A 22,164-nucleotide genomic window follows, 5' to 3' on the forward strand; every position below is an offset into this window, starting at 1 on the left:
GGTTTGGATGCCGGGCGCTATACGCCTTTGCCCTGCGCAGGCAAGCGCTCGACGCCGTTGCGGCGCGCGCCGATCCGCGCAATAACCGCTCAGCGGCGCGCGCTCATGACGCCGCAGGCAGGAAGGATGCATCAATGTTCCGGATCATCGGCTATATCGTCGTCGGCCTCATCGTTGGCGTCTTCGCGCGCTTCTTCTATCCCGGCGCCGTGGACCTCGGCTGGATCGCCACGATCCTGCTCGGCATCGGCGGTGGCATCATCGGCGGCTTCGTCGCGGGGCTGATGGATGGCAAAAGCGGCAACTTCCGCCCGGTCGGCTTCATCGGCTCCGTGCTGGGTGGGATGCTGCTGATCTTCATCGTGCGATCATTGAGCTAGGCGCGGTCAAGCCTAGGAACCGCCTTGTGTTCCTGTGAAAACAGGAACCCAGGGCGCAACCGCTGTGCCCCGAGGCCCTGGGCTCCTGCTTCCGCAGGAGCACCGCAACATTGAGACCGGGGCAAACTCGCTTATCATCCGCCGCCTTCATGGCTCTTCGGCGCGAACAGGGGCAGGCTCGTTACGTCGTCCGACGAAAGTGTGAGGCCGAAAACCTCCGCCAGCGTTGCCCGATACTCTTCCGGAGCGGCAATATCTCGGATTTCGCGGGTAGACCCCCGCGCGATCGAGAAACTCCGCTCGGTCAGCGCGGCAAAGCCGTCGGGCAGGACGATGCTGACAATGTGCAGGGTCGTAAAGCGCGAGTCCGCACGCGTGGAGGTCCAGTGGTTGCACTGCTCCAGATCGACCGGTGCCACCGGATCGAGGTGGAACGCATATTGCGGTTGCCAGTCGTCGGTCTCAGCGCTGCGCCCGTCGGTGGAGGCCGTCGGGCCGGCGCGCTCCAGCAGCCATTCGCCGAGGACGTCGCCGGGCTGGCCGGTCCGGCGCAAGCGATGGCTGGCCCCGTCGGGCGTCGTGGCCTCGGCGCCGTCCTGCAAGGGCAGGGGCGGCACGAAACTGCCGCCGAATCCGGCATCGGCTACCCAAGGCTGGCCTTCGATCTCGAGCAGCAACAGCGTATGCGTGCGCGGCGGGATGTCGCCGGGCGCCGCGCCGAGCAACACCCGCGCGAGCAGCGGCCTGGCCGGCAGGCCAAGCGTGCCCAGCATGTCGGCAAACAGCCGGTTCTGCTCGAAGCAATAGCCCCCGCGTCGCCGGGTGATGAGCTTGTCGAACACGCTGTCCCCATCGATCAGGATCGGGCGGCCCAGGCGGACATCCAGATTCTCGAACGCGATGCGCCGGCGCTGCGCCGCCTGAAGAATGGCCAGGCCCTCCGCATCGAGTGCCGGCGCGGACTCAAGGCCGAGGCGGGCCAGATAGGCGTCGAGGCGGGCGGCGGCGGTCATGGCAGGCTCGCCCCGGTCAGGCCGCGTCGAGGCTATCGAGCGCCTCGCTGGCTTCCATCCAGCTCTGTTCGGCCTGTTCGATGGCGCCGTCCAGCTTGGCGCGCCGCTGCATCAGTTCGCTCATCGTCCGGTCCTTTTCCTGCGGGCCAGCCTTTGCCGGATCGAACAGGGCGAGATCGATCCGCGAGCGCTCGGCGGTGAGATCGGCCAGCGCTTTCTCTGTCTTCTTCACAGCCGCCTGCAGCGCCTTGTAGCGCTCCCGTGCCTGGGCGTTCGCGCGACGATCGGCCTTGCGGTCGTTCTTGGACCCGCTCTCCTTCGCCGGGGCACTGGCACCGCGCCCGAGCACGAAGTCGGTATAATCCTCAAGGCTGCCGTCAAAAGGCTGCGCCAGTCCGCTATCGACCAGCACCAGCCGGTCGGCGACCAGCTCGATCATGTGCCGGTCGTGGCTGACGATCACCACCGCGCCGGAATAGCTGTTGAGCGCCTGCACCAGAGCCTCGCGGCTATCGACGTCGAGGTGGTTGGTCGGCTCGTCGAGGATCAGCAGGTGCGGCGCGTGGCGGGTGATCAGCGCCAACGCCAGCCGCGCGCGTTCGCCGCCGGAGAGCGACCCGACCTTCTGGGTTGCCCTTATGCCTGAAAAGCCGAACCGCCCAAGCTGCGCCCGCACCGCGCCGGGGGTGGCGCCCTTCATCTGCCGGGTCATGTGCTCCAGCGGTGTGTCTTCCGTATCCAGCTCTTCCACTTGATATTGGGTGAAATAGCCGACGTTCATCTTGCCCGAGGCGTTCATCGCGCCTTCCATGGCTGGCAATTGCGCGGCCAGTAGCCGGGCCAGCGTCGTCTTGCCGTTGCCGTTCTTGCCGAGCAGCGCGATGCGGTCATCGGGGTCGATGCGCAGATTGAGGCGCTGGAGGATCGGGGTCTCATTGTAGCCGACCGACGCCATGTCGAGCGTGATGAGCGGCGGGCGCAGCGCTTCGGGATCGGGGAAGTCGAAGGACAGGCTGGGGTCTTCCAGCGCAGCGGCGATGGGCTGCATCTTGGCCAGCGCCTTGGCCCGCGATTGCGCCTGCTTGGCCGTGCTGGCGCGCGCGCTGTTGCGCGCGACATAATCCTGCAGCTTGGCACGCTCTGCCGCCTGCTTCTCGCGGGCTGATTCGAGCTGGGCGAGCCGCTCGGCGCGCTGCCGCTCGAAGGCATCGTAGCCGCCTGGATAGAGGGTGATCTTGCCGCCCTCCAGATGCAGGATGTGGTCCACGACATTGTTGAGCAGGTCGCGCTCGTGGCTGATCACCAGCACCGTGCCGCGATACTCCTTGAGGAAGCTTTCCAGCCACAAGGTCGCTTCGAGGTCGAGGTGGTTGGATGGCTCGTCGAGCAGGAGCAGGTCCGGCTCGGAGAAGAGCAGGGCGCCCAGCGCGACGCGCATCTTCCACCCGCCCGAGAAGCTGTCGAGCGGCCGGTTCTGCATCTCTTCATCGAAGCCGAGGCCCGTGAGGATGCGGCCCGCGCGCGCGGGCGCGGTGTAGGCATCGATGGCGATCAGGCGATCGTGCAGATCGCCCAGCCGGTCCGGGTCTTCGCATGTCTCGCTCTCCACCAGCAGCGCCGCGCGCTCGGTATCGGCAGCGAGTACGGTCTCGAACGGCGTGGCGCTGCCGCTCGGCGCTTCCTGCGCGATATAGCCCAGCCGCGTGTCGCGCGGCATGTCGACCGATCCGCCATCGGGGTCGAGTTCCCCGATGATCGTCTTCATCAGGGTGGACTTGCCGGCGCCGTTGCGGCCGATCAGGCCGACCCGCGACCGCGGCGGCAATGCCGCGCTCGCGGCATCGAGAATGACACGGCCCCCCAGCCGCACGGTGATATCATTGATGGTCAGCATGGCGCGCCGTTAGCACAAGCGCAGCGCAGGTCGTCCGGAAAATTCTGACCGCCGGCCGTGTTTGCGGATCTAGCCGGCCAGCGCAGCCGTCTCCGCATCGCCTTCGCCGGGACCGACGCAGTAGAAACAGAGCTTGTTCCCATCGAGATCCCGCACATAAGCGGCGTAGAAGGCCTGGCTCCCATCGGCGCTGCGCAGACCGGGCGGGCCTTCATCCACCCCGCCCATTTCGATGGCCTTGCCATGCAATCGCCGCACCTTCTCCCGCGTGCGCTGGCCCATGGCGACCATCGCCCCGTTTCCGGGCGTCGCCGGCCCGCCATTGAAGGGCTTGGCGACGCCGAACATCGGCTTGCTCCAGCTGGCGCCCCAGGCCGCGATATGCGGCAGCTCCAGCAACCGCCGGATGCCGACACTGCCGAACAGCGCATCATAGAAGGCCATGGCGCGCTGCAGGTCATTGGTGCCCACCGTCGTGTAGCCGATCATGGGTGCCTCTCCGCCGGGATGGACCGCTTGCCCGACTCAACGCCGCGCGAACCAGCGGCTCCATACAGTAGAATTCGGCTGGTGCTAACCGGTGGCGCTCCACGCTAGTTCTGCCGCCCCGAATTGAAACGCTTCGCATGGGCGGGTCCCTCTCGCCCCGAGGCTGTCAGCCCTGTTCGTCTCCCTTGCAGGCGCCGACCCGCTTGGCATCTACTGTCATCTTCATCGTCATCTCGCCTGCGGCGTCTCCGCCTTGGGCCTTTGAGGCCATTTCCATCCGGTAGCGGTCGGGGGCATATTCGCCGTCCATCTTCATTTCCATGCGGCCCTGCGCCCCGCCATCGCATTTGAGTAGCGCGGAAATCTTACCATTTTTCATCGTGAAGTGATCATATTTGCAGCTCTTGTCGTGCTCGCCGGTGAAAAAGGCCTTCTGCTCCTTCACATCCTCTTCGGTCACACAACTGGTGAAGCTTCGCCCGGCGCCCATCTGCGCCTTCATGTGATCACGCGCTTCGGCGGGCAGACCGGGCATCTCGATGTCCTGCACCGTCATCTGGCCTTCCCACCGGCCGGGGCTGACCATGACGCCATCGCCGCCGGCAGCCGCCACTTGCTGCTGCACTTCCTCGGGCGTCGCGTTGGTCGCCGAGACATTCGGGCCGCTATTGCAGCCGGAGAGGACAAGAAGGGTAGGGGTGATCAGAAAAACGGCGCGCATGGGCATGTCCTCTTCGCAAGGCCCGGCACCTGTGTGTCCAAGCTCGTCCGGCCGGTGATGGCGCTTTAGCCTCCGCAGGGCAAGCTCGAGAACGGCACGACGGACGGATCGGTGGCAAAAGCCTGATTGACGCTCACCCCATATCATGATGGCGGGCCCAGTCATCGTCGATCCCGCTTTGTTCTTCCGCCCCATTGCCGCCGGCGGCCACAATCGCCATATTCCCCCTATGGCGATCCAAATCCGCACAAATCTGGCTGAACCCCAGACCGACCAGTCCTTCGTTCCCCACCGTCCGGCACGCCCGGAAAAGGCGGAGGGTGGCAGGCGTTTCAAGCTGGTGAGCGATTATCAGCCGGCCGGCGACCAGCCTACCGCCATTGCCGAGCTGGTCGAGGCGGCAGAAGCTGGTGAGAAGGATCAGGTGCTGCTCGGCGTCACCGGCTCGGGCAAGACCTTCACCATGGCGAAGGTGATCGAAGCGGTACAGCGCCCCGCGCTGGTGCTGGCGCCCAACAAGATCCTCGCCGCCCAGCTCTATGGGGAGTTCAAGAGCTTCTTCCCTGACAATGCGGTGGAATATTTCGTCAGCTATTATGATTATTACCAGCCCGAGGCCTATGTGCCTCGCTCGGATACGTACATCGAGAAAGAGTCGAGCGTGAACGAGGGGATCGACCGGATGCGCCACTCGGCGACCCGGTCGCTGCTGGAGCGCGATGACGTGATCATCGTCGCGTCCGTCTCGTGCATTTACGGTATCGGTTCGGTCGAAACCTATTCGGCGATGACCTTCAGCCTCAAGAAGGGCGAGAGCGCCGATCAGCGCGAGATCATCCGCAAGCTCGTGGCGCTGCAATATAAGCGCAACGATGCCGCCTTCGCGCGCGGCAACTTCCGCGTTCGGGGCGACAATCTGGAGATTTTCCCGAGCCACTATGAGGATAATGCCTGGCGGATCAGCTTCTTCGGCGACGAGATCGAGGAGATTGTCGAGTTCGATCCACTGACCGGCAAGAAGGCGGCGAGCCTCGATTACGTCAAGGTCTTCCCCAATTCGCACCATGTTACCCCCGGTCCGACGCTCAAGCAGGCGATGGAGGCGATCCGCCATGAGCTGACCGAGCGGCTGAAGGAGCTGGTCGAGGAGGGTAAGTTGCTGGAGGCGCAGCGGCTGGAGCAGCGCACCAACTTCGATCTGGAGATGATCGCGGCCACGGGCTCCTGCGCGGGCATCGAGAATTATTCCCGCTTCCTCACCGGCCGCCTGCCGGGTGAGCCGCCGCCGACGTTGTTTGAGTATCTGCCGGAAAACGCGATCCTGTTCGTGGATGAGAGCCACCAGACCGTGCCGCAGATCGGCGCGATGGCGCGGGGCGATCATCGCCGCAAGGTGACGCTCGCCGAATATGGCTTCCGCCTGCCAAGCTGCATCGACAACCGCCCGCTGCGCTTCAACGAATGGGACGCGATGCGCCCGCAGACGGTCAGCGTCTCCGCCACGCCCGGCAACTGGGAGATGGAGCAGACCGGCGGCACCTTCTCCGAGCAGGTCATCCGCCCGACCGGTCTCATCGATCCGCCGGTGGAGATCAAGCCGGTCGAGGATCAGGTGGACGACCTGATCCATGAAGCCAAGCTGACCGCGCAAAAGGGCTACCGCACCCTCGTGACCACGCTCACCAAGCGCATGGCTGAGGATTTGACCGAGTTCATGCATGAGGCAGGCCTCAAGGTCCGCTACATGCACAGTGATGTCGAGACGCTGGAACGCATCGAGCTGATCCGCGACTTGCGCTTGGGCGTCTATGACGTGCTCGTGGGCATCAACCTGCTGCGCGAGGGTCTGGATATCCCCGAATGCGGGCTCGTTGCCATTCTTGATGCCGACAAGGAAGGCTTTCTGCGCTCGGAAACCAGCCTCATCCAGACCATCGGCCGCGCCGCGCGCAACATCGATGGCCGCGTGATCCTCTATGCCGACCGCATGACAGGCTCGATGGAGCGCGCGCTCAACGAAACGAACCGTCGCCGCGAGAAGCAGGTCGCCTATAATCTGGAACATGGCATCACGCCGGAAAGCGTGAAGAAGCAGATCGGCGACATCATCGCCCATGTCGCCAGCAAGGATCAGGTGACCGTCGACACCGGCCTCGACGATGCGCCGCACATGGTGGGCCATAATCTGCGCGCCTATATCGAGGATCTCGAAAAGAAGATGCGCACCGCTGCCGCCGATCTCGAATTCGAGGAAGCCGGCCGCCTGCGCGACCAGATCCGCAAGCTGGAAGCCGAAGAATTGGGGCTCCCTGTCGATCAGCAGGTCACCGCCAATGCCGGGCGCTATCTTGGCCGCGCAACGGAGGGCAAACCCGGCACGCGCAAGATGCGCTATGGCAAGACGCAGCGAAAAATGGGGCGCTAGCCTCACAAGCGGTGGAGACTTTTCGCGGCTCAATTTCGTTTGACAGCAAGTAGACGAAGTCTACAAGCCGGCACCGCTGTAACACTCGGATTTCATGCAGGCGCATCCGCCGAGCATCGCTTTTGCTCAGCGTTCATTCATGCTGCTGTCCTGTAAGGTCTTCAGCTTAGAAAGCGAAGTGAACACAGGGTGTTGCGGCTGCGAGAAGGTGGGTATAATCCCGCTTGTCGATAGTGACTTATTCATGTAATACAGTTCGAGCTAAGGGGCGCCTAGGCGGCGAAACTCATGAACTATGAAGCGAACATGAAATACGGCGTGTCCAGTGTGGACCCGGAAGAGGCCGAGAGTCGGCAGAAGCGGCGGCGCCTGCTGCTGGTCGTTGGCGCGCTGGTCGCGTTGGCGGTCATCGCCATGCTGGCCTATCGATTCTTCGGCGGTTCGGGCGATCAGGGCGAGCAGGTCAGCCAGGTGGCAATCGTCACCGTCGCCGTGCCCGCGCAGGAAGCCGTGACGCGCACCGCCAATGCCACCGGCTCGCTGGCAGCGCGGGTGGATATGCCCGTCGGCGTGGTTGGCGAGGGTGGCCGCGTGGTCGCCGTTCATGTTCAGCCGGGCGACTGGGTCGGCGCGAATCAGATTCTCGCGACCATCGAGCGCTCGGTGCAGGCCCAGCAGATTTCCCAGCTCGAAGCGTCCGTGCAGGTCGCGCGGGCCGATGCCAAGTTGGCCCAGAACAATCTTGATCGCGCCAAGGCGCTGGTGAGCGACGGGTTCGTGTCCCGCGCCGACATCGACCAGAAGACCGCGACGCGCGATGCTGCCGTGGCCCGGGTCAATGTGGCCGTGGCGCAGCTCAACCAGATGCGCGCGCAGGTCGGGCGGCTGGATATTCGCGCGCCCGCCGCAGGGCTGGTGCTGACGCGCTCGGTCGAGCCGGGGCAGGTCGTCTCTGGCGGCAGCGGCGTGCTGTTCCGCATCGCGCGCGCGGGCGAAATGGAAATGAAGGCGCTGCTCTCCGAAGACGAGCTGGCCTTGCTGTCCGAAGGCGCCGTGGCACGCGTGACGCCTGTCGGCATGACGCAGAGCTTCGAGGGCCGCGTGTGGCAGATCGCGCCGGTGATCGACCAGACGTCGCGCCAGGGCATCGTCCGCATCGCCGTGCCTTATAATGCCGCGCTGCGTCCGGGTGGTTTCGCCAATGCGGAGATTGCCATGGAGCGCGTGTCGGCAGCAGTCCTGCCGGAGTCCGCGATTCAGAGCGACCCGAAGGGCAGCTATGTCTACGTCGTCGGCAAGGATAACAAGGTCGAGCGCCGGTCGGTGAAGACGGGTGCCGTGACAACGCGGGGCATCGCCGTGGTGCAGGGGCTCAATGGTTCGGAGCGCGTCGTGCTCTATGCCGGCGGCTTCCTCAGCCCGGGCGAGACGGTCAAGCCCCGGCTCGCGAAGAGTGCAACGGACGGAAGGGCTGGCGGCTGACCGGCGACGCCTGACAGGGCGACGTCTAACGGGCGACGTCTAACAGGGCGCCGCTGCTTGTGGCGGCCGTCACACGCTAGATTGGCAGGACAGACGAGATGAGTCTTCGCAACATATCGGCCTGGAGCATCCGCAATCCGGTGCCGCCGATCGTGCTCTTCATCGGCCTGCTGCTGGCGGGCATCATTGCGTTCAGCCGCATGGCCGTCGTGGACAATCCGGACATCGATTTTCCGGCCGTCAACGTCACGATCAGCCAGCCGGGCGCCGCGCCGACGGAAATCGAGACACAGATCACCCAGCGCGTCGAGGCGGCGGTGCGGTCGATCAATGGCGTCGATGAAATCCAGTCGACGGCCAGCGAAGGATCGAGCCAGACTTTCGTCCAGTTCCAGATCGGCGTCGATTCCAACGTCGCTACCCAAGAAGTGAAGAACGCGGTCGACCAGATTCGCAGCGATCTTCCCGATGGCATTCTCGAGCCCTTCGTCCAGAAGGTCGAAGTGGGCGGCGCCGAGATCGCGTTTTTCTCGGTCCAGGCGTCGGACATGACGATCGAGCAGTTGAGCTGGTTCGTCGACGATACGGTGGCCAAGCGCCTGCTCGGCATCGAAGGCATGGCGCGCGTCGGGCGCGGCGGCGGCGTCGATCGCGAAATTCGCGTGACGCTGGATCCGGCCAAGATGCAGTCGCTCGGCGTTACGGCGTCGCAGGTCAACCAGGCGCTGCGTCAGGTGAACGTCAACGCGGCGGGCGGCCAGGCGGAGATCGCCGGCTCGCGTCAGTCGGTGCGCGTGCTGGGCAATGCGCAGGATGCCTACAGCCTCGGCCAGACCCAGATATCGCTGGGCAACGGCCGCACGATCCTGCTGGCGGACATTGCCAGCGTGACCGATGGCTATGGCGAGCAAAAGCGCCTGGCGAAAGTCGGCGGCAAGCAGGTCGTCAACTTCTCCATCGAGCGCGCCAAGGGCGCGTCGGACGTCAGCGTCTTCGATGAAACGCTCAAGGTGTTGAAGCAGCTTGAGACGGAAAATCCCGGCATTCGCTTCTACCAGCGCTTCAACAGCGTGAACTATACCAAGAGCCAGTATAGCAGCTCGATGCACGCTCTCATCGAGGGTGCGGTGCTCGCCGTCATCGTGGTGTTCATCTTCCTGCGCGACTGGCGTGCGACGGTGATCAGCGCCATCGCCATTCCGCTCTCGGCGATCCCGACCTTCTATTTCATGGATTTGATGGGGTTCAACCTGAACTCCCTCTCCCTGCTCGCGCTCGGTCTGGTGGCCGGCGTGCTGGTCGACGATGCGATCGTGGAGATCGAGAACATCGTGCGGCACATGCGCATGGGCAAGACGGCCTATCAGGCCTCCATCGACGCGGCCGACGAGATCGGCCTCGCGGTGGTGGCCACCACCATGTCCATCGTCGCGGTGTTCTTTCCAGTCGCCTTGATGCCCGGCATCACCGGTCAGTTCTTCAAGAATTTCGGCTTCACGGTCGTCATCGCCGTGCTGATCAGCCTTGCCGTCGCGCGCATGATCACGCCGCTGGTCGCCGCTTACTTCCTCGAACATCATGGCGAGGAGAAGCATGGCGAAGGCTGGCTGATGGACCGCTATATGAGCCTGCTTGGCTGGGCGCTCGATGATCGCAAGGCTAAGGCTTATGCCCGGGGCGGCGGGCTGGGGCGGCGGATTCGCGCACGCTTCCTCGATCATCGCGTCTGGATGATGGGCTTTGGTCTGGCGGCCTTTGCCTTAACCGTCATCCTGCTCATCTCGATGCCCAAGCAGTTCGAGCCCAATGCTGATCAGGACTTCAGCCGGATCAATATCGAGGCAGTGCCGGGCACCACGCTCCGTCAGAGCGAGGCCATTGCCGATCAGGTGACCGAGCTGCTGAACAAGCAGCCGGAAGTCGATACCGCCATGGCGAACGTCGGCGAGGGCAATGCCCGTATCTTCATCACGCTCAAGAAGGACCGCAAGCGGACCAGCATCGAGTTCGAGCGCGAACTGGCGCCGCGCCTTGCGGAAATTGCGGACGCGCGCGTCTCGTTCGCGTCCCAGCAGGGCGGGTTCGGCACGGGACGCGATATTTCCGTGATGCTCTCCGGCTCTGACCCGGCGCTTCTGGAAGAGACGGCGACGAAGGTTGCCGAAGAGATGAAGAGCCTGCCCGGTGTGGTGGCGCCGCGCGTCAATGCCGACATGCAGCGGCCGGAGCTCATCATCCGTCCGCGGCTCGATCTGGCCGCGCAACTTGGCGTCACGACGTCCGCGCTCAGCCAGACGATCCGCATCGCAACACTGGGCGATATCGACCAGAACAGCGCGAAATTCTCGCTGTCCGATCGCCAGGTGCCCATCCGGGTCATGCTGCCGGAATCGGCGCGGCGCGACCTCTCGAACATCGAGAACCTGCCTGTCCCCACGGCGGGCGGCGGCACTGTGCCGCTCAGCCGCGTCGCCGAGATCAGCTTCGGCTCCGGGCCCACCTCCATCCAGCGTTATGCCCAGCAGCGCCGCATCTTCGTCGGTGCGGATCTGGCGCAGGGCGCGGTCAAGGGTCCTGTCATGGAGGCGATCAACAAGCTGCCGACCATGCGCAACCTGCCGCAGGGCGTGAGCAATCAGGCTGTCGGCAGCGATCGCTGGCAGGAGGAGTTGATCCAGAACTTCGTCATTGCCGTGACCTCTGGCGTGCTGCTGGTCTTCGCGGTGCTGGTGCTGCTCTACAAGCGCTTCATCTCGCCGCTGGTGAACATGTGCTCGCTGGCGCTGGCGCCGCTGGGTGGCCTGCTGCTGATGCTGGTGATGAACGAGCCGCTTTCGCTGCCGGTCTATATCGGCCTGCTCATGCTGCTTGGCATTGTCGGCAAGAACTCGATCCTGCTGATCGACTTCGCGCTGGAGGAGATGGACAAGGGCGTGCCCAAGTTCGAGGCGATCATGGAAGCCGGCCACAAGCGCGCCCAGCCGATCGTGATGACGACGGTCGCCATGACCGCCGGCATGGTGCCGACCGCGCTCTCGCTCACGGGTGATGGCGCCTGGCGCTCGCCGATGGGCATCACCGTAATCGGCGGCCTGATCCTCTCGACGCTGCTCACCCTTGCGATCGTGCCGGCGGCGTTCAGCCTCGCCGATGGCGTCGAGAAACGGATCGGCCCGTGGCTGCGCCGCCGGGTGCTGACCTATGACGGCAAGGGCGAGGCCGCTCAGCCAGCCGAATAAGCAGGGGTTTCAGGAACTCTTGTCGCTGGCGGGACTTCTTCCGGCAGCGGCTTGGTTCGCGTGCCGGGATGGACCTGCCGCGCGATGCCTTGCCGGATGACCCAGGGGCAGCACTCGGCTAGAGACGTCGCATGATCAAGGTTCCCGTCCATAGCGGCGTGCGGCAGATGCGCATCATTGCGACCGGGTTGCTGGTCGTGATGGCGATTGCCTATGTGTCGGCGCGTCGGTTCGAGGACCTGCATCCGGCTTTGGGCTTCGTCCGGGCGTTTGCGGAAGCGGCCATGGTCGGCGGATTGGCCGACTGGTTCGCGGTTACTGCGCTGTTCCGTCATCCGCTGGGCTTGCCGATCCCGCACACCGCGATCATCCCCCGCAACAAGGATCGCATCGGCGATACGCTGGCCGTCTTCCTGCGCGACAATTTCCTCACGCCCGCCGTCGTGGCCCGCCGCATGGGCCGGCTGGATGTCGCCGGAGCGGCCGGGCGCGTGCTGGCGGCGCCGGCTGCCGGTGATGGACGCTTGCGCCGAGGCGCCTCCCGCTTGCTGGCCGATTCTCTGGAAGCGCTGGATGACGAGCGGCTAGGCGGAATGCTCAAGGGCGTGCTGGTCCAGCGCATCGGGCAGCTCAATGCAGCGCCGCTGATGGGCCAGTTGCTCGCCGCTGCCATGAAGGACGGGCGCCACCAGCCGGTGCTCGATGCGCTGATCCGCTGGGGCGCGCGGACGCTGGAAGCCAATCGCGAACTCATCCGCCAGATCGTGCATGAGCGCTCGGGCAAGATCATGCGCTTCACGGGGCTCGACGAGACCTTGGCCAACAAGATCATCGACGGGCTGGACAGGCTGCTGCAGGAGGCTGCTGACGACCCCGAGCACCGGCTGCGCTCCAAGGTGGAGGAGGGGCTGGCGACTCTTGCGGACGATCTCCAGACCGACCCCAAGATGCAGGCGCGGGTCGACCGCATCCGCGACGAGATGATCGCCAACCCGGCCATGCAGCGCTGGCTGGATGGCATCTGGCAAGCCGCGCGCGAGGCCATGCTGCGCGCCGCGCGTGATCCGCAGGCAGCGCTCGCCGGGCGGATGGGTGAGGTGGTGCGCCAGCTTGGCGAAACGCTCCGCGACGATCCCGCGCTCAAGCATGTGGTCAATCGTTTCGCCCGGCGCGTCGCGGTCGGCACGGCGGCGCGCTATGGCGACAGCATCGTCCTGCTGGTCTCCGAAACCGTCCGCAGTTGGGATGCGCGAACGATCACCGGACGGCTGGAAAATGCAGTCGGGCGCGATCTGCAATATATCCGGATCAACGGCACCCTGGTCGGCGGTCTGGTCGGTCTCACGCTGCACAGCCTGAGCTATCTGTTCTAATCCGCCGCTGCGCGGGCGCTATAAGGTTTTATCCGTTCGCGGGTGACAAATGCGGCGGAGGGGATTAGGAGCGCGGCCGTGTTGCATATGCGCCGCCTTGTTCATTCGCACCGCTGCTGGGCTGCCACGCTGCTCGGCCTCGCGTTGCTGTTCAAGGCGCTGATGCCGGCGGGCTTCATGCCGGTCGTCAGTGGCAAGACGCTAACCGTCGAGCTGTGCTCGTCCGGCGGGGCGGGGCCGATCACGCTGCACATTCCCGTCGAGGGCAAGGACAAGACGCCGCAGACCCAATCGGATCAGACCTGCGCCTTCGGTGGCCTGACGGCTCAGGCGCTTGCCGCAACCGATCCGGTCGTGCTTGAAGCCGCGCTGGCGTTCATCTTCGCGACGGCCCTGCTGCAGCCCGATCTGCGGCTGCCCCGGCATGAGACCTATCTCCGTCCCCCATTACGCGGCCCTCCGGCCAACGCCTGACAATCTGAGCTGATTTGTCGGTCCTGTCGGCGCGTCGTTACGCGCGGGCATGTCGGAGTGCTTCACAATGCAAATTCCTATCCTGATCGCGGCGGGTTTCGCCGCAGCTTTGGTGGCACCTGCCACCGCGCAGGGCGTCAAGAAGGACGGCCTCACCATCGATCGACCCTGGGCGCGGGAAACCGCGCGTGGGCAGTCGGCGGGTGGCGGTTTCCTCACCATCACCAACAGCGCCCGTGCGGATGAGCGGCTCATCGGAGGCAGTACCCCCGTGGCCGCCCGCGTCGAAGTCCACAGCATGAGCATGGAGGGCGGCGTCATGCGGATGCGGCCGCTCAAGCACGGCCTGCCGATCCCGGCCGGCGGCTCGGTGACGCTCAAGCCGGGCAGTTTCCACGTCATGTTCATGGGCCTCAAGCGCCCGCTGGTGCGCGGCGAGACCATTCCCGTCACGCTCGACTTCGCCCGCGCCGGCAAGGTGCAGGTCTTATTCGCCGTCGAGGCCGTCACTTATGGAGGCAGCCATGGCGGACACTGATCCGCGCCGGCTGGCCCGCATTCGTCTGTGGCTCTGGCTGCTGGTGGCGCTCGCTGCCCTTGGCCTTGGTATTCTGCTGGCCTTACGGTTCGTCACCCAAGGTCCACCGCAAGTGATTGCGGGGGCGCCGGCCGATGTGGGCCAGCATTTCTCGCTGGTCGACAGGGATGGAAAGCCGGTCACCGCGCAGACGCTCAAGGGCACGCCCTATGCGATCTTTTTCGGCTTCACGCGCTGCCCGGATATTTGCCCGACGACGCTCAGCCGCATGGCGCATCTGCGCAAGGCGATGGGTGCCGATGGGGACAAGTTCCGTATCGTCTTCGTCTCGGTGGATAGCGGCCATGACAAGCCGGCCGATGTGGGCGCTTATGTCGATCTGTTCGGCACGCCCATTCTCGGCCTCACCGGTTCGCCAACGCAGATTGCCGACGCCGCGAAGTCATTCCGGGTCTTCTACCAGAAGATCCCGCTCGAGGGCGGCGACTATACCATCGATCACAGCGCCTTCGTCATCTTCATGGATCGTGACGGGCGCCTGCAATCCCTGCTGAGCGATCAGGATAGCGAAGATGCGGCCCTCGCCGAACTTCGCCGCCTGATCGCCTGACCCACCACATTTCAGACCCCGAACGGGGGGAGACATCATCATGAAAACGTCCTTTATCGCTCTCGCAACCATGCTCGCCATGGCCACGCCCGCTTTTGCCGAGGAGGCTGCCGATGCCGCCGCCGATGGCGAGCGCACCATCATCGTCGTGGGCCAGTCCCAAACGCAGGAAGCCGAGCGGCTCGCCCGCGCCACGCCGGGCGGCACCGATGTCGTGCGGCACGAGGATTATGCCGACAAGACCATCGTCTCGCTGCGCGATACGCTCGCCTTTTCGCCGGGCGTTTACACCCAGCCGCGCTACGGGCAGGAGGTTCGCCTCTCCATTCGCGGCTCGGGCCTCTCGCGCGGCTACCACATGCGTGGCATCACGCTGCTCCAGGATGGCGCGCCGATCAATCTCGCCGATGACAATGGCGATTTTCAGGAACTGGACCCGATCTTCTTCGAGCGGCTGGAGGTCTATCGCGGCGCCAACGCCCTGCGCTTCGGCTCGGGCACGCTGGGCGGCGCGATCAATGGCGTGACGCCCACCGGCAAGGACGCGCCCGGCCTGTATCTACGTGCCGATGCCGGCAGCTTCGAGACAGTCCGGGGGCTGGCGGCCTATGGCGGCACCAGTGGCCCGGCCGACTATTGGGTCGGCATGAGCGCCGATAGCTCGGATGGCGACCGCCAGCACGCCCATCGCGAGAGCATGCGCGTCCATGGCAATGTCGGCCTCGCTCTGTCCGACGTTGTGAGCACGCGCTTCTATGCGAGCCTCAACCGCATCCGTCAGGATCTGCCCGGCGCGCTTACCGCTACGGATGTTCTGAATAATCCGCAAAAAGGCAATTTCAGCGGCGATCAGGGGCGGGATATCGACTCGATCCGCCTGCAGAACCGCACCCGCTTCGATTGGGGGCAGACCCGGCTCGATGTCGGGGCCTTCCTCAACATGAAGGATCTGTTCCACCCCATCTATGAAGTGATCGATCAGAAATCGACCGACCGGGGCGTCTTCGCCCGGCTGGACCATGATGCCGGCATTCTCTCCTTCACCCTGGGCGGCGAGTTCCGCCATGGCGAAACGCGGGCGCGTCAGTATCGGAATGTGAATGGCGAACGTGGTGCCCTGACCTTCGATGCCGATCAGACGGCGCGCACCGCCAATGTCTATGGCGAGGCGCGCCTGCAGCCGGTGCCGGGCGTCACGCTGATTGCCGGTGGCATTTATGCCGATGGCTTCCGCAAGCGCACAGTGCTGCTCTCCACGGGGCAGAGCGGGCGGTTGGCGTTCAATGAATTCTCGCCCAAGTTCGGCGTGCTCATCGAGCCGACACCGGACATCCAGCTCTTCGCCAACTACAGCCGCTCGGCGGAATTCCCGGGCTTCGGGGAGGTCTTCCAGAGCGTCGGCACGCCGCCGGTCAGCACGCTCATTGCGGCCATCGCTCCGCAGACGGCCTGGACGGCGGAAATCGGCACCCGCGGGCAGGCGGGCATGGTGAGCTGGGATATCACCGCCTACCGTGCCACCCTGCGCGATGAGCTGCTGCAATATTCCCCCAATGGCACCACCGTTCCGGCCGCCACCTTCAACGCGGATCGCACGCGGCACAGTGGCATCGAGGCCGCCGTCAGCCTCGCGCCGACCCCCTGGCTGCGCCTGCGCCAGATCTGGCAATATTCGGACTTCCACTTCGTCAGCGACGCGGTTTTCCGGAACAACCGCCTGCCGGTCGTGCCGCTGAATGTGCTGCGCAGCGAAGTACGGATCGGGACGCCGGCGCTCAATGTCGCGCCCAATCTCGAATGGGTGCCGCAGGGGGCGTTTGCCGATTACGCCAACAGCACGCGCACGCCCGGCTATGCGCTGCTTGGCCTGACAGCAGGCGCGACGCTGACCAGCGGGATCGACCTGTTCCTCGACGTACGGAACATCACCGACAAGAAGGCCATCGGTGACATTTCCGCCGTAATCACCGCTAATGCAGCCTCCGCAATCTATTACCCGGTCGAGCGGCGCGCGGTGTACGGCGGCGTTCGCGCCCGCTTCTGAGCCTGAATGAGAGCGCTGGCGGCGGGGGTTGCTCCGCCGCCAGCGTATGATTGGTTCGGTTCAGCCTGTCTTGCACGTCCTTTGGGCTCGGAACGCCTGCCGGTGCGTTGTCCGGAATATCCCCAAACGCAAGGAAAGGCAGAGACCCCATGAGTCTGGAAGGAAAATCCATCGCGATCCTCATCGCGCCGCGCGGCACGGAAGAGCCCGAATTCGTTCAACCCCGCGACGCCGTGACCAAGGCGGGCGCCACCGTCACCGTAATCGGCATCGAGACGGGTGAAGCCAAGACCAACAATAATGATCTCGACCCCGGCGGCACCTACACCGTGGATCGCGCGGTTGCCGATGTGTCTGTCGATGACTTCGACGGCCTGATCATCCCCGGCGGCAGCGTCGGCGCAGACAAGCTGCGCGGCGATGATGATGTCGTCGATCTGGTTCGCGCCTTCGCCGAAGCTGGCAAACCCATCGGCGTGATCTGCCATGGTCCGTGGCTGCTCGTCGAGGCCGATGTGGTCGAGGGGCGCACGCTCACCTCTTACCCCACCGTCAGGACCGATATCGAAAATGCCGGTGGGGATTGGGTGGATGAGGAAGTGGTCGTCGACAACGGCCTCGTCACCAGCCGCACGCCGGATGATCTGGACGCCTTCTGCGCCAAGATCATTGAGGAATTTGCTGAAGGTCGTCATGTCGATGCGGCCTGACCTGCATGTCTGACGGCTTGCTGACAGCCTTACAATATTATGGCGCGGCCGCGGCGACGCTGGCCGCGCTCATCGTGTCGCTCAATCTCGGCAGGCTATGGACGGGCTGGGCGATGGTGATTTTCGTCACCAGCTCCATGGCGCTTATCGGCTGGGGTTTCCTCCAGCCGGAGAGCGAAGGCATCGGCGTGCAGAACATCGTGCTGCTCGTCATCAATCTCGTCGGGGTGTGGCGCTACCTGCTGCGGCCCGGCCGGCGCCGGGCGGAAGGCTAGGCGGCGAACCTTTAATCGGGACCGATCATCGAAGGAGCCCGTCTGAACTGGAGCGACACTCAGCCGTTATCTTGGCCACCGAGTACGCTGGCATAGCGTTTGCGATCCACCGCATTCATCGCACGGGTTTTTACGCTCAGGCCAACGAATGCGCCGCTTTCCGGAAGCCACGTCTTACAGAAAAGAGTGATAGAATCTGATCGGTGTTCGATCGCCCGGATAATAAATTCCCAAAGCGTTCCTTTTTCCCAGATTGGGAATATCTCGTTCACGATAATCTCGCCGTCTTCGAGAATGACATCAAACTCGCAATCTTCGAGGCCACATCGCCGACTGCCAATGATCTTGAATGTTGCCATTTCGTGGCATCTCTTTTCCTGACGGGCGCCACTCCTTTAACAATTCTCCCCCATGCCCGCTATCGGCGGATTTGCCAGAGGCGGCTTTCATATCGCGCCACATTCTGATTCAGGAGCGGCCTGAGCCAATACGATCTAACCGGCTTCGAGTGGCGCGCGATTGAACCATTGCTACCCATGGAGCTGCGTGGCGCCCCGCAGCTCCATGGGCGCCGCGTGCTGAAGGGCATCTTCTGGATCATCAACGGTACCGATGCGGCTCGGCCTGACGTCGGGCAAACAGGCCGCTCAATCATCTCTGCCCGCGCACGATCGTGCCGGCGGACAAGCCTGTGATTCAGCGCTTATGAGTCTACGGCCGGCACCAAGTGGCTCACGGCCCAATGTCGCCGCGGTCACCCCGCACCCGCCGCTCCGATCCCGAGCCGAAGCCAAGTGCGGCGGCGACGGAGTTGTTCCACCCATAAGGATCGTCACGCACGACTGGATCGCCGGCATCGTCGAAGATCACGGTCTGGTAGAGCAGCCGCACCGGGATTTCGCGGGGCAGGGGGACAAAGCTCTCCTTGCCGGTTTCGCGTGCCTTCTGCCATTCGGCCGTCACGCCTTCGTCCCGCGCGATCATATCGGCGAAGCCTAGCGCATCCTGCACGCGCACGCAGCCATGGCTGCGCTGGCGCTGCACGTCATCAAACAGCTGCTTGGCCGGCGTGTCGTGCAGATAGATGGCGTGATCATTCTTCATGTCGAACTTGACCAGTCCGAGCGAATTCTTCGGCCCGGGCTGCTGGACGATCCAGCCGTCCTTCCGCGCCATGTTGTTGCGGCGGAGATAGTCTGCGCCCTTGCCGGCCAGTTCCTTCTCTTCGATAGAGCGGGGCACGGTCCAGGTCGGGTTGGCGACGAGGCGATAGATGGGCGACCCGAGCATCGGCGTTTCATGGTCCGGTTCGCCCACGATCACGCGGCGCACATCGGCCAGCTTGCCGTCGCGCCAGTAGCTCTGCCGGGCCGCCGCGATGTTCACATCGATGCGCGTCGCAGGCGGCGTGCGTTCGAGCCAGCGCATCCGCTCCATGGTCACCGCGATGGCGCGGGCGCGGTCAGCGTCGGACAGGTTGATGATCTTCAGCGCATCGTCGCCGATCACCCCGTCGGTCGCGATGCCATAGTCCGCCTGCATGGCCCGCACGGCGGCGGCGATTGCCGGGGTGTAGCGCGTGTCCGTGCTGGCATTCGCCTTGTCGAGATAACCCGTCGCGACGAGCTGCCGGGCGATGGCCGGGATGCGGGGATCGCTCTCACCCGGCTTGAGAGGCGCGCTGGTTGCCGGAATTTCGGTGCTGGCGCCATTGCCCTGCTTGCGCAGCGCGAGATAGGTCTCGGACAGCTTGCGATAGCTTGCATCCTGCGGCGCGAGGCTGGCCAGCCACGCGCCGACCTTGCCTTCCCGCAACGCCTGCGCAAGCCCGGCGCGAAGATCGGGCGAGGGGCGAGGGACGGTATAAATCTCATACAGCTTGGTTGGGTCGGTCGCGCCCCGCGCCAGCGCCTGCGCATAAGCGAGCGCGGCCTTGGTGAGCTGGGTCTTGTCGGCCTTTTCACCCGAGCCGCCGAGGCCGAAATCCTTCTGGTCCAGTCCATGGGCGGCGCGCTGGGCCAGCGCTTCGGTCAGTTGATGGGTTGCCTCGTCGCTCCACTGCATGTCTTCCAGCGCGACACCGGCCTGATCCTGATTGTCCTTTGTTTTATCGCAACCTAAAAGAAGCAGCGCGACCGCCAGCAACGATGATCCAAAAATTCCAGTGCGCACTTATGTCTCCCGACTGCTTGGTAGGGAAACGCGAGGCGCGGGATAACGCTCCCGTTACGGGCGGTTTCAAGCGCGAAATTCCGTGGGCTCGCCCGGCTCAGGCGTCGATGACGTCCTCGTCGACCTGCGCGGCATTCTCCTGAATGAACGCGAAGCGATGCGCAGGATTGGTGCCCATCAGCCGGTCCACCAGATCCTTCACGCCCGCGCGCTCCTCATATTTCTGCGGCAGCGTGATGCGGATCATCTTGCGCTTCTTGGGGTCCATGGTGGTTTCGCGCAATTGCATGGGGTTCATCTCGCCCAGGCCCTTGAAGCGGCTGACCTCCAGCTTCTTGCCCTTGAGTTCGCCACTGCGCAATTTGGCGAGCGCGGCATCGTCCGCCGCATACCAGCTCTTGCCGCCCGCCACGAGGCGATAGAGCGGCGGCTGGGCGAGGTACAGATGGCCCCGGCGCACAAGCTCCGGCATCTCCTGGAAGAAGAAGGTCATCAGCAAGGTGGCGATATGCGCGCCATCGACATCGGCATCGGTCATGATGACGATGCGCTCATAGCGCAGATTGTCCGGGTTGCAGTCCTTCCGCGTACCGCAGCCGATGGCGAGGATCAGGTCCGCGATTTCCTGATTGGCGAGGATCTTGGCAGAGGTGGCCGAGGCGACGTTCAGGATTTTGCCGCGGATCGGCAGGATCGCCTGCGTCTTGCGATCACGCGCCTGCTTGGCGCTGCCGCCGGCGCTGTCGCCTTCCACGATGAACAGTTCGGTGCCCTCGGGGTCATCTGACGAGCAGTCGGTCAGCTTGCCCGGCAGGCGGACCTTGCGGCCGGAGGTCGCCGTCTTGCGCTTGATTTCCTTTTCCTGCTTGCGGCGCAGGCGCTCGTCCATCCGCTCCAGCACATGGCCGAGCAGCGCCTTGCCCCGGTCCATATTGTCCGTGAGGAAATGGTCGAAATGGTCGCGCATAGCCGCTTCCACCAGCCGCGCGGCTTCGGGACTGGTCAGCCGGTCCTTGGTCTGGCTCTGGAATTGTGGATCGCGAATGAACACGCTCAGCATCAGCTCGCAACCGGACATGATGTCGTCCGTCTGGATGTCCTTGGCTTTCTTTTGCCCGACCAGCTCGCCAAAGGCGCGGATGCCCTTGGTGACCGCGCCGCGCAGCCCGGTCTCGTGCGTGCCGCCGTCCGGGGTGGGGATGGTGTTGCAGTACCAGCTGGTGGAACAGTCGGACCAGAGCGGCCAGGCGATGGCCCATTCCACGCGCCCGACACCGTCCGGGAAATCCTGCGTGCCGCGGAAGAACTCCGCCGTCGCGCACTCGCGATTGCCCAGCTGCTCACGCAGATGATCGGACAGGCCGCCGGGGAACTGGAACACCGCCTCGGCGGGTGTGTCATCCGTGATGATGGCGGGATCGCATTTCCAGCGGATTTCCACACCGGCAAAGAGATAGGCCTTGGAGCGGGCGAGGCGGTGCAGCCGGGAGGGCTTGAACTTCAGCTCGCCGAAAATATCGCCATCCGGGGTGAAGCTGACGCTTGTGCCACGTCGATTGGGCGCCGCGCCCACCTTCTCCAGCGGACCCACAGGGTGCCCCTTGGAGAAGCGCTGGCGGAACAGTTCGCGATTTCGCGCCACCTCGATCTCGGTGTCGACGGACAGCGCGTTGACCACGCTGATGCCGACGCCATGCAGGCCGCCCGAGGTCGCATAGGCCTTGTCCGAGAATTTGCCGCCCGAGTGCAGCGTGGTGAGGATGACCTCCAGCGCCGACTTGCCGGGGAATTTGGGGTGCGGGTCCACCGGGATGCCGCGACCATTGTCGGTGATCGTCAGCCGGTTGCCCGCCTCCAGCGTCACCTCGATGCGGGTGGCGTGGCCGGCGACCGCTTCGTCCATCGCATTATCGAGCACTTCGGAGGCGAGATGGTGCAGCGCGCGCTCATCCGTGCCGCCGATATACATGCCGGGGCGGCGACGCACCGGCTCCAGCCCCTCCAGCACCTCGATGGCGGAGGCGTCGTAGCTTTCGGTTGTGCGGGCGATGTTCTGGTCGAACAGGTTGTCGGACATGCGGGAACTATAGGGCCAGCGGAGTCACGGGCGCAAGCGGCGTGATCTTATCCGGCGGGTGGTGGAACCATGTCGGCGCCCGAGCGCTCTAGCGGATCGATCATCGCAGCGCCGCACCGCGGCCAAATGCAATAGAATAGCCTGCAGATGCAGACGGCTTTGTGAGCAACGAAGTACGCAAAATCAATAATCGCGACCGTTTCGTTCATCTGGCAGCAATATTCGCGGGCAAGGCGTTACAAAAAAGA

18 protein-coding genes and 1 pseudogene are annotated in these 22,164 nt (G+C 64.5%); 12 read left to right on the forward strand and 7 right to left on the reverse strand.

Translation table 11 applies throughout. The features are described from left to right. The first annotated feature begins 134 nt into the window (after positions 1-134). Entirely contained in the window at positions 135-380 is a 246-nt protein-coding gene (locus M2335_RS05755) for a GlsB/YeaQ/YmgE family stress response membrane protein (protein WP_181560320.1), read from the forward strand. A 134-nt stretch (positions 381-514) separates the two neighbouring features. Here the strand turns inward: M2335_RS05755 and M2335_RS05760 are convergent, their stop codons facing one another. The 4 genes from M2335_RS05760 to M2335_RS05775 form a co-directional block, all read right to left on the reverse strand. After that, positions 515-1,393, reverse strand: a complete 879-nt coding sequence (locus tag M2335_RS05760; RefSeq protein WP_264594071.1) for an arylamine N-acetyltransferase family protein — start codon at positions 1,391-1,393, stop codon at positions 515-517. A 16-nt stretch (positions 1,394-1,409) separates the two neighbouring features. Then, positions 1,410-3,287 carry an ABC-F family ATP-binding cassette domain-containing protein gene (locus M2335_RS05765; RefSeq protein ID WP_264587636.1) on the reverse strand — a complete coding sequence of 626 codons (1,878 nt, stop codon included), beginning with the start codon at positions 3,285-3,287 and terminating at the stop codon, positions 1,410-1,412. 69 nt (positions 3,288-3,356) lie between these two features. Next, positions 3,357-3,776, reverse strand: a complete 420-nt coding sequence (locus M2335_RS05770) for a VOC family protein (RefSeq protein ID WP_264585528.1) — start codon at positions 3,774-3,776, stop codon at positions 3,357-3,359. A 166-nt stretch (positions 3,777-3,942) separates the two neighbouring features. Further along, positions 3,943-4,497: a DUF3617 domain-containing protein gene (locus M2335_RS05775; protein ID WP_264594072.1), complete on the reverse strand. Its 555-nt coding sequence runs from the start codon at positions 4,495-4,497 to the stop codon at positions 3,943-3,945. Positions 4,498-4,726: 229 nt separating this feature from the next. Here M2335_RS05775 and uvrB point away from each other — a divergent pair, with 229 nt between their 5' ends. The 10 genes from uvrB (at position 4,727) to M2335_RS05825 (ending at position 17,667) form a co-directional block, all read left to right on the forward strand. Next, positions 4,727-6,922 (forward strand): excinuclease ABC subunit UvrB, encoded by a 2,196-nt coding sequence (gene uvrB, locus M2335_RS05780; protein WP_264572290.1) that lies wholly within the window; start codon positions 4,727-4,729, stop codon positions 6,920-6,922. Positions 6,923-7,210: 288 nt separating this feature from the next. Further along, positions 7,211-8,404: an efflux RND transporter periplasmic adaptor subunit gene (locus M2335_RS05785; RefSeq protein ID WP_264585525.1), complete on the forward strand. Its 1,194-nt coding sequence runs from the start codon at positions 7,211-7,213 to the stop codon at positions 8,402-8,404. Positions 8,405-8,502: 98 nt separating this feature from the next. Beyond that, complete coding sequence (locus tag M2335_RS05790; protein ID WP_264573348.1) at positions 8,503-11,643, forward strand: efflux RND transporter permease subunit; 3,141 nt, start codon at positions 8,503-8,505, stop codon at positions 11,641-11,643. A gap of 131 nt (positions 11,644-11,774) precedes the next feature. Beyond that, positions 11,775-13,016 carry a DUF445 domain-containing protein gene (locus M2335_RS05795; protein WP_264594073.1) on the forward strand — a complete coding sequence of 414 codons (1,242 nt, stop codon included), beginning with the start codon at positions 11,775-11,777 and terminating at the stop codon, positions 13,014-13,016. A gap of 87 nt (positions 13,017-13,103) precedes the next feature. Continuing rightward, positions 13,104-13,490, forward strand: a complete 387-nt coding sequence (locus M2335_RS05800) for a DUF2946 family protein (RefSeq protein ID WP_413716137.1) — start codon at positions 13,104-13,106, stop codon at positions 13,488-13,490. Positions 13,491-13,557: 67 nt separating this feature from the next. After that, entirely contained in the window at positions 13,558-14,028 is a 471-nt protein-coding gene (locus M2335_RS05805; RefSeq protein ID WP_264594075.1) for a copper chaperone PCu(A)C, read from the forward strand. Continuing rightward, positions 14,015-14,638 (forward strand): SCO family protein, encoded by a 624-nt coding sequence (locus M2335_RS05810; protein WP_264594076.1) that lies wholly within the window; start codon positions 14,015-14,017, stop codon positions 14,636-14,638. The genes M2335_RS05805 and M2335_RS05810 overlap by 14 nt, the downstream gene beginning before the upstream one ends. Positions 14,639-14,678: 40 nt before the next feature. Continuing rightward, entirely contained in the window at positions 14,679-16,682 is a 2,004-nt protein-coding gene (locus M2335_RS05815) for a TonB-dependent receptor family protein (protein WP_264594077.1), read from the forward strand. 149 nt (positions 16,683-16,831) lie between these two features. Then, complete coding sequence (locus M2335_RS05820) at positions 16,832-17,392, forward strand: type 1 glutamine amidotransferase domain-containing protein (protein ID WP_264571009.1); 561 nt, start codon at positions 16,832-16,834, stop codon at positions 17,390-17,392. Positions 17,393-17,397: 5 nt separating this feature from the next. Next, a complete protein-coding gene (locus tag M2335_RS05825; RefSeq protein ID WP_181560308.1) occupies positions 17,398-17,667 on the forward strand; it encodes a hypothetical protein in 270 nt (89 codons plus the stop codon). Between the two features lie 59 nt (positions 17,668-17,726). Here the strand turns inward: M2335_RS05825 and M2335_RS05830 are convergent, their stop codons facing one another. Next, the gene (locus M2335_RS05830; protein WP_264594078.1) at positions 17,727-18,026 is read right to left on the reverse strand and encodes a hypothetical protein; all 300 of its coding nucleotides are present in this window, start codon (positions 18,024-18,026) and stop codon (positions 17,727-17,729) included. A 120-nt stretch (positions 18,027-18,146) separates the two neighbouring features. Between M2335_RS05830 and M2335_RS05835 the strand changes: the two are divergent. Then, positions 18,147-18,269, forward strand: a pseudogene (locus tag M2335_RS05835) (transposase); the annotation flags it as partial. A gap of 130 nt (positions 18,270-18,399) precedes the next feature. Here M2335_RS05835 and M2335_RS05840 read toward each other — a convergent pair. Next, complete coding sequence (locus tag M2335_RS05840; protein ID WP_264594079.1) at positions 18,400-19,839, reverse strand: L,D-transpeptidase family protein; 1,440 nt, start codon at positions 19,837-19,839, stop codon at positions 18,400-18,402. A gap of 97 nt (positions 19,840-19,936) precedes the next feature. Next, on the reverse strand, positions 19,937-21,916 hold the full coding sequence (gene parE, locus M2335_RS05845; protein WP_264594080.1) for a DNA topoisomerase IV subunit B: 1,980 nt from the start codon (positions 21,914-21,916) through the stop codon (positions 19,937-19,939). Positions 21,917-22,164: the final 248 nt, after the last annotated feature.

Origin of the sequence: Sphingobium sp. B12D2B, assembly GCF_025961775.1 — a bacterium.
In the GTDB taxonomy this organism is placed as follows: Bacteria; Pseudomonadota; Alphaproteobacteria; order Sphingomonadales; family Sphingomonadaceae; genus Sphingobium.

Coding starts and splice junctions, on each gene's coding strand:
- M2335_RS05755 (WP_181560320.1), top strand. CDS start 135: ATGTTCCGGATCATCGGCTATATCGTCGTCGGCCTCATCGTTGGCGTC.
- M2335_RS05760 (WP_264594071.1), bottom strand. CDS start 1,393: ATGACCGCCGCCGCCCGCCTCGACGCCTATCTGGCCCGCCTCGGCCTT.
- M2335_RS05765 (WP_264587636.1), bottom strand. CDS start 3,287: ATGCTGACCATCAATGATATCACCGTGCGGCTGGGGGGCCGTGTCATT.
- M2335_RS05770 (WP_264585528.1), bottom strand. CDS start 3,776: ATGATCGGCTACACGACGGTGGGCACCAATGACCTGCAGCGCGCCATG.
- M2335_RS05775 (WP_264594072.1), bottom strand. CDS start 4,497: ATGCGCGCCGTTTTTCTGATCACCCCTACCCTTCTTGTCCTCTCCGGC.
- uvrB (WP_264572290.1), top strand. CDS start 4,727: ATGGCGATCCAAATCCGCACAAATCTGGCTGAACCCCAGACCGACCAG.
- M2335_RS05785 (WP_264585525.1), top strand. CDS start 7,211: ATGAACTATGAAGCGAACATGAAATACGGCGTGTCCAGTGTGGACCCG.
- M2335_RS05790 (WP_264573348.1), top strand. CDS start 8,503: ATGAGTCTTCGCAACATATCGGCCTGGAGCATCCGCAATCCGGTGCCG.
- M2335_RS05795 (WP_264594073.1), top strand. CDS start 11,775: ATGATCAAGGTTCCCGTCCATAGCGGCGTGCGGCAGATGCGCATCATT.
- M2335_RS05800 (WP_413716137.1), top strand. CDS start 13,104: ATGCGCCGCCTTGTTCATTCGCACCGCTGCTGGGCTGCCACGCTGCTC.
- M2335_RS05805 (WP_264594075.1), top strand. CDS start 13,558: ATGCAAATTCCTATCCTGATCGCGGCGGGTTTCGCCGCAGCTTTGGTG.
- M2335_RS05810 (WP_264594076.1), top strand. CDS start 14,015: ATGGCGGACACTGATCCGCGCCGGCTGGCCCGCATTCGTCTGTGGCTC.
- M2335_RS05815 (WP_264594077.1), top strand. CDS start 14,679: ATGAAAACGTCCTTTATCGCTCTCGCAACCATGCTCGCCATGGCCACG.
- M2335_RS05820 (WP_264571009.1), top strand. CDS start 16,832: ATGAGTCTGGAAGGAAAATCCATCGCGATCCTCATCGCGCCGCGCGGC.
- M2335_RS05825 (WP_181560308.1), top strand. CDS start 17,398: ATGTCTGACGGCTTGCTGACAGCCTTACAATATTATGGCGCGGCCGCG.
- M2335_RS05830 (WP_264594078.1), bottom strand. CDS start 18,026: ATGGCAACATTCAAGATCATTGGCAGTCGGCGATGTGGCCTCGAAGAT.
- parE (WP_264594080.1), bottom strand. CDS start 21,916: ATGTCCGACAACCTGTTCGACCAGAACATCGCCCGCACAACCGAAAGC.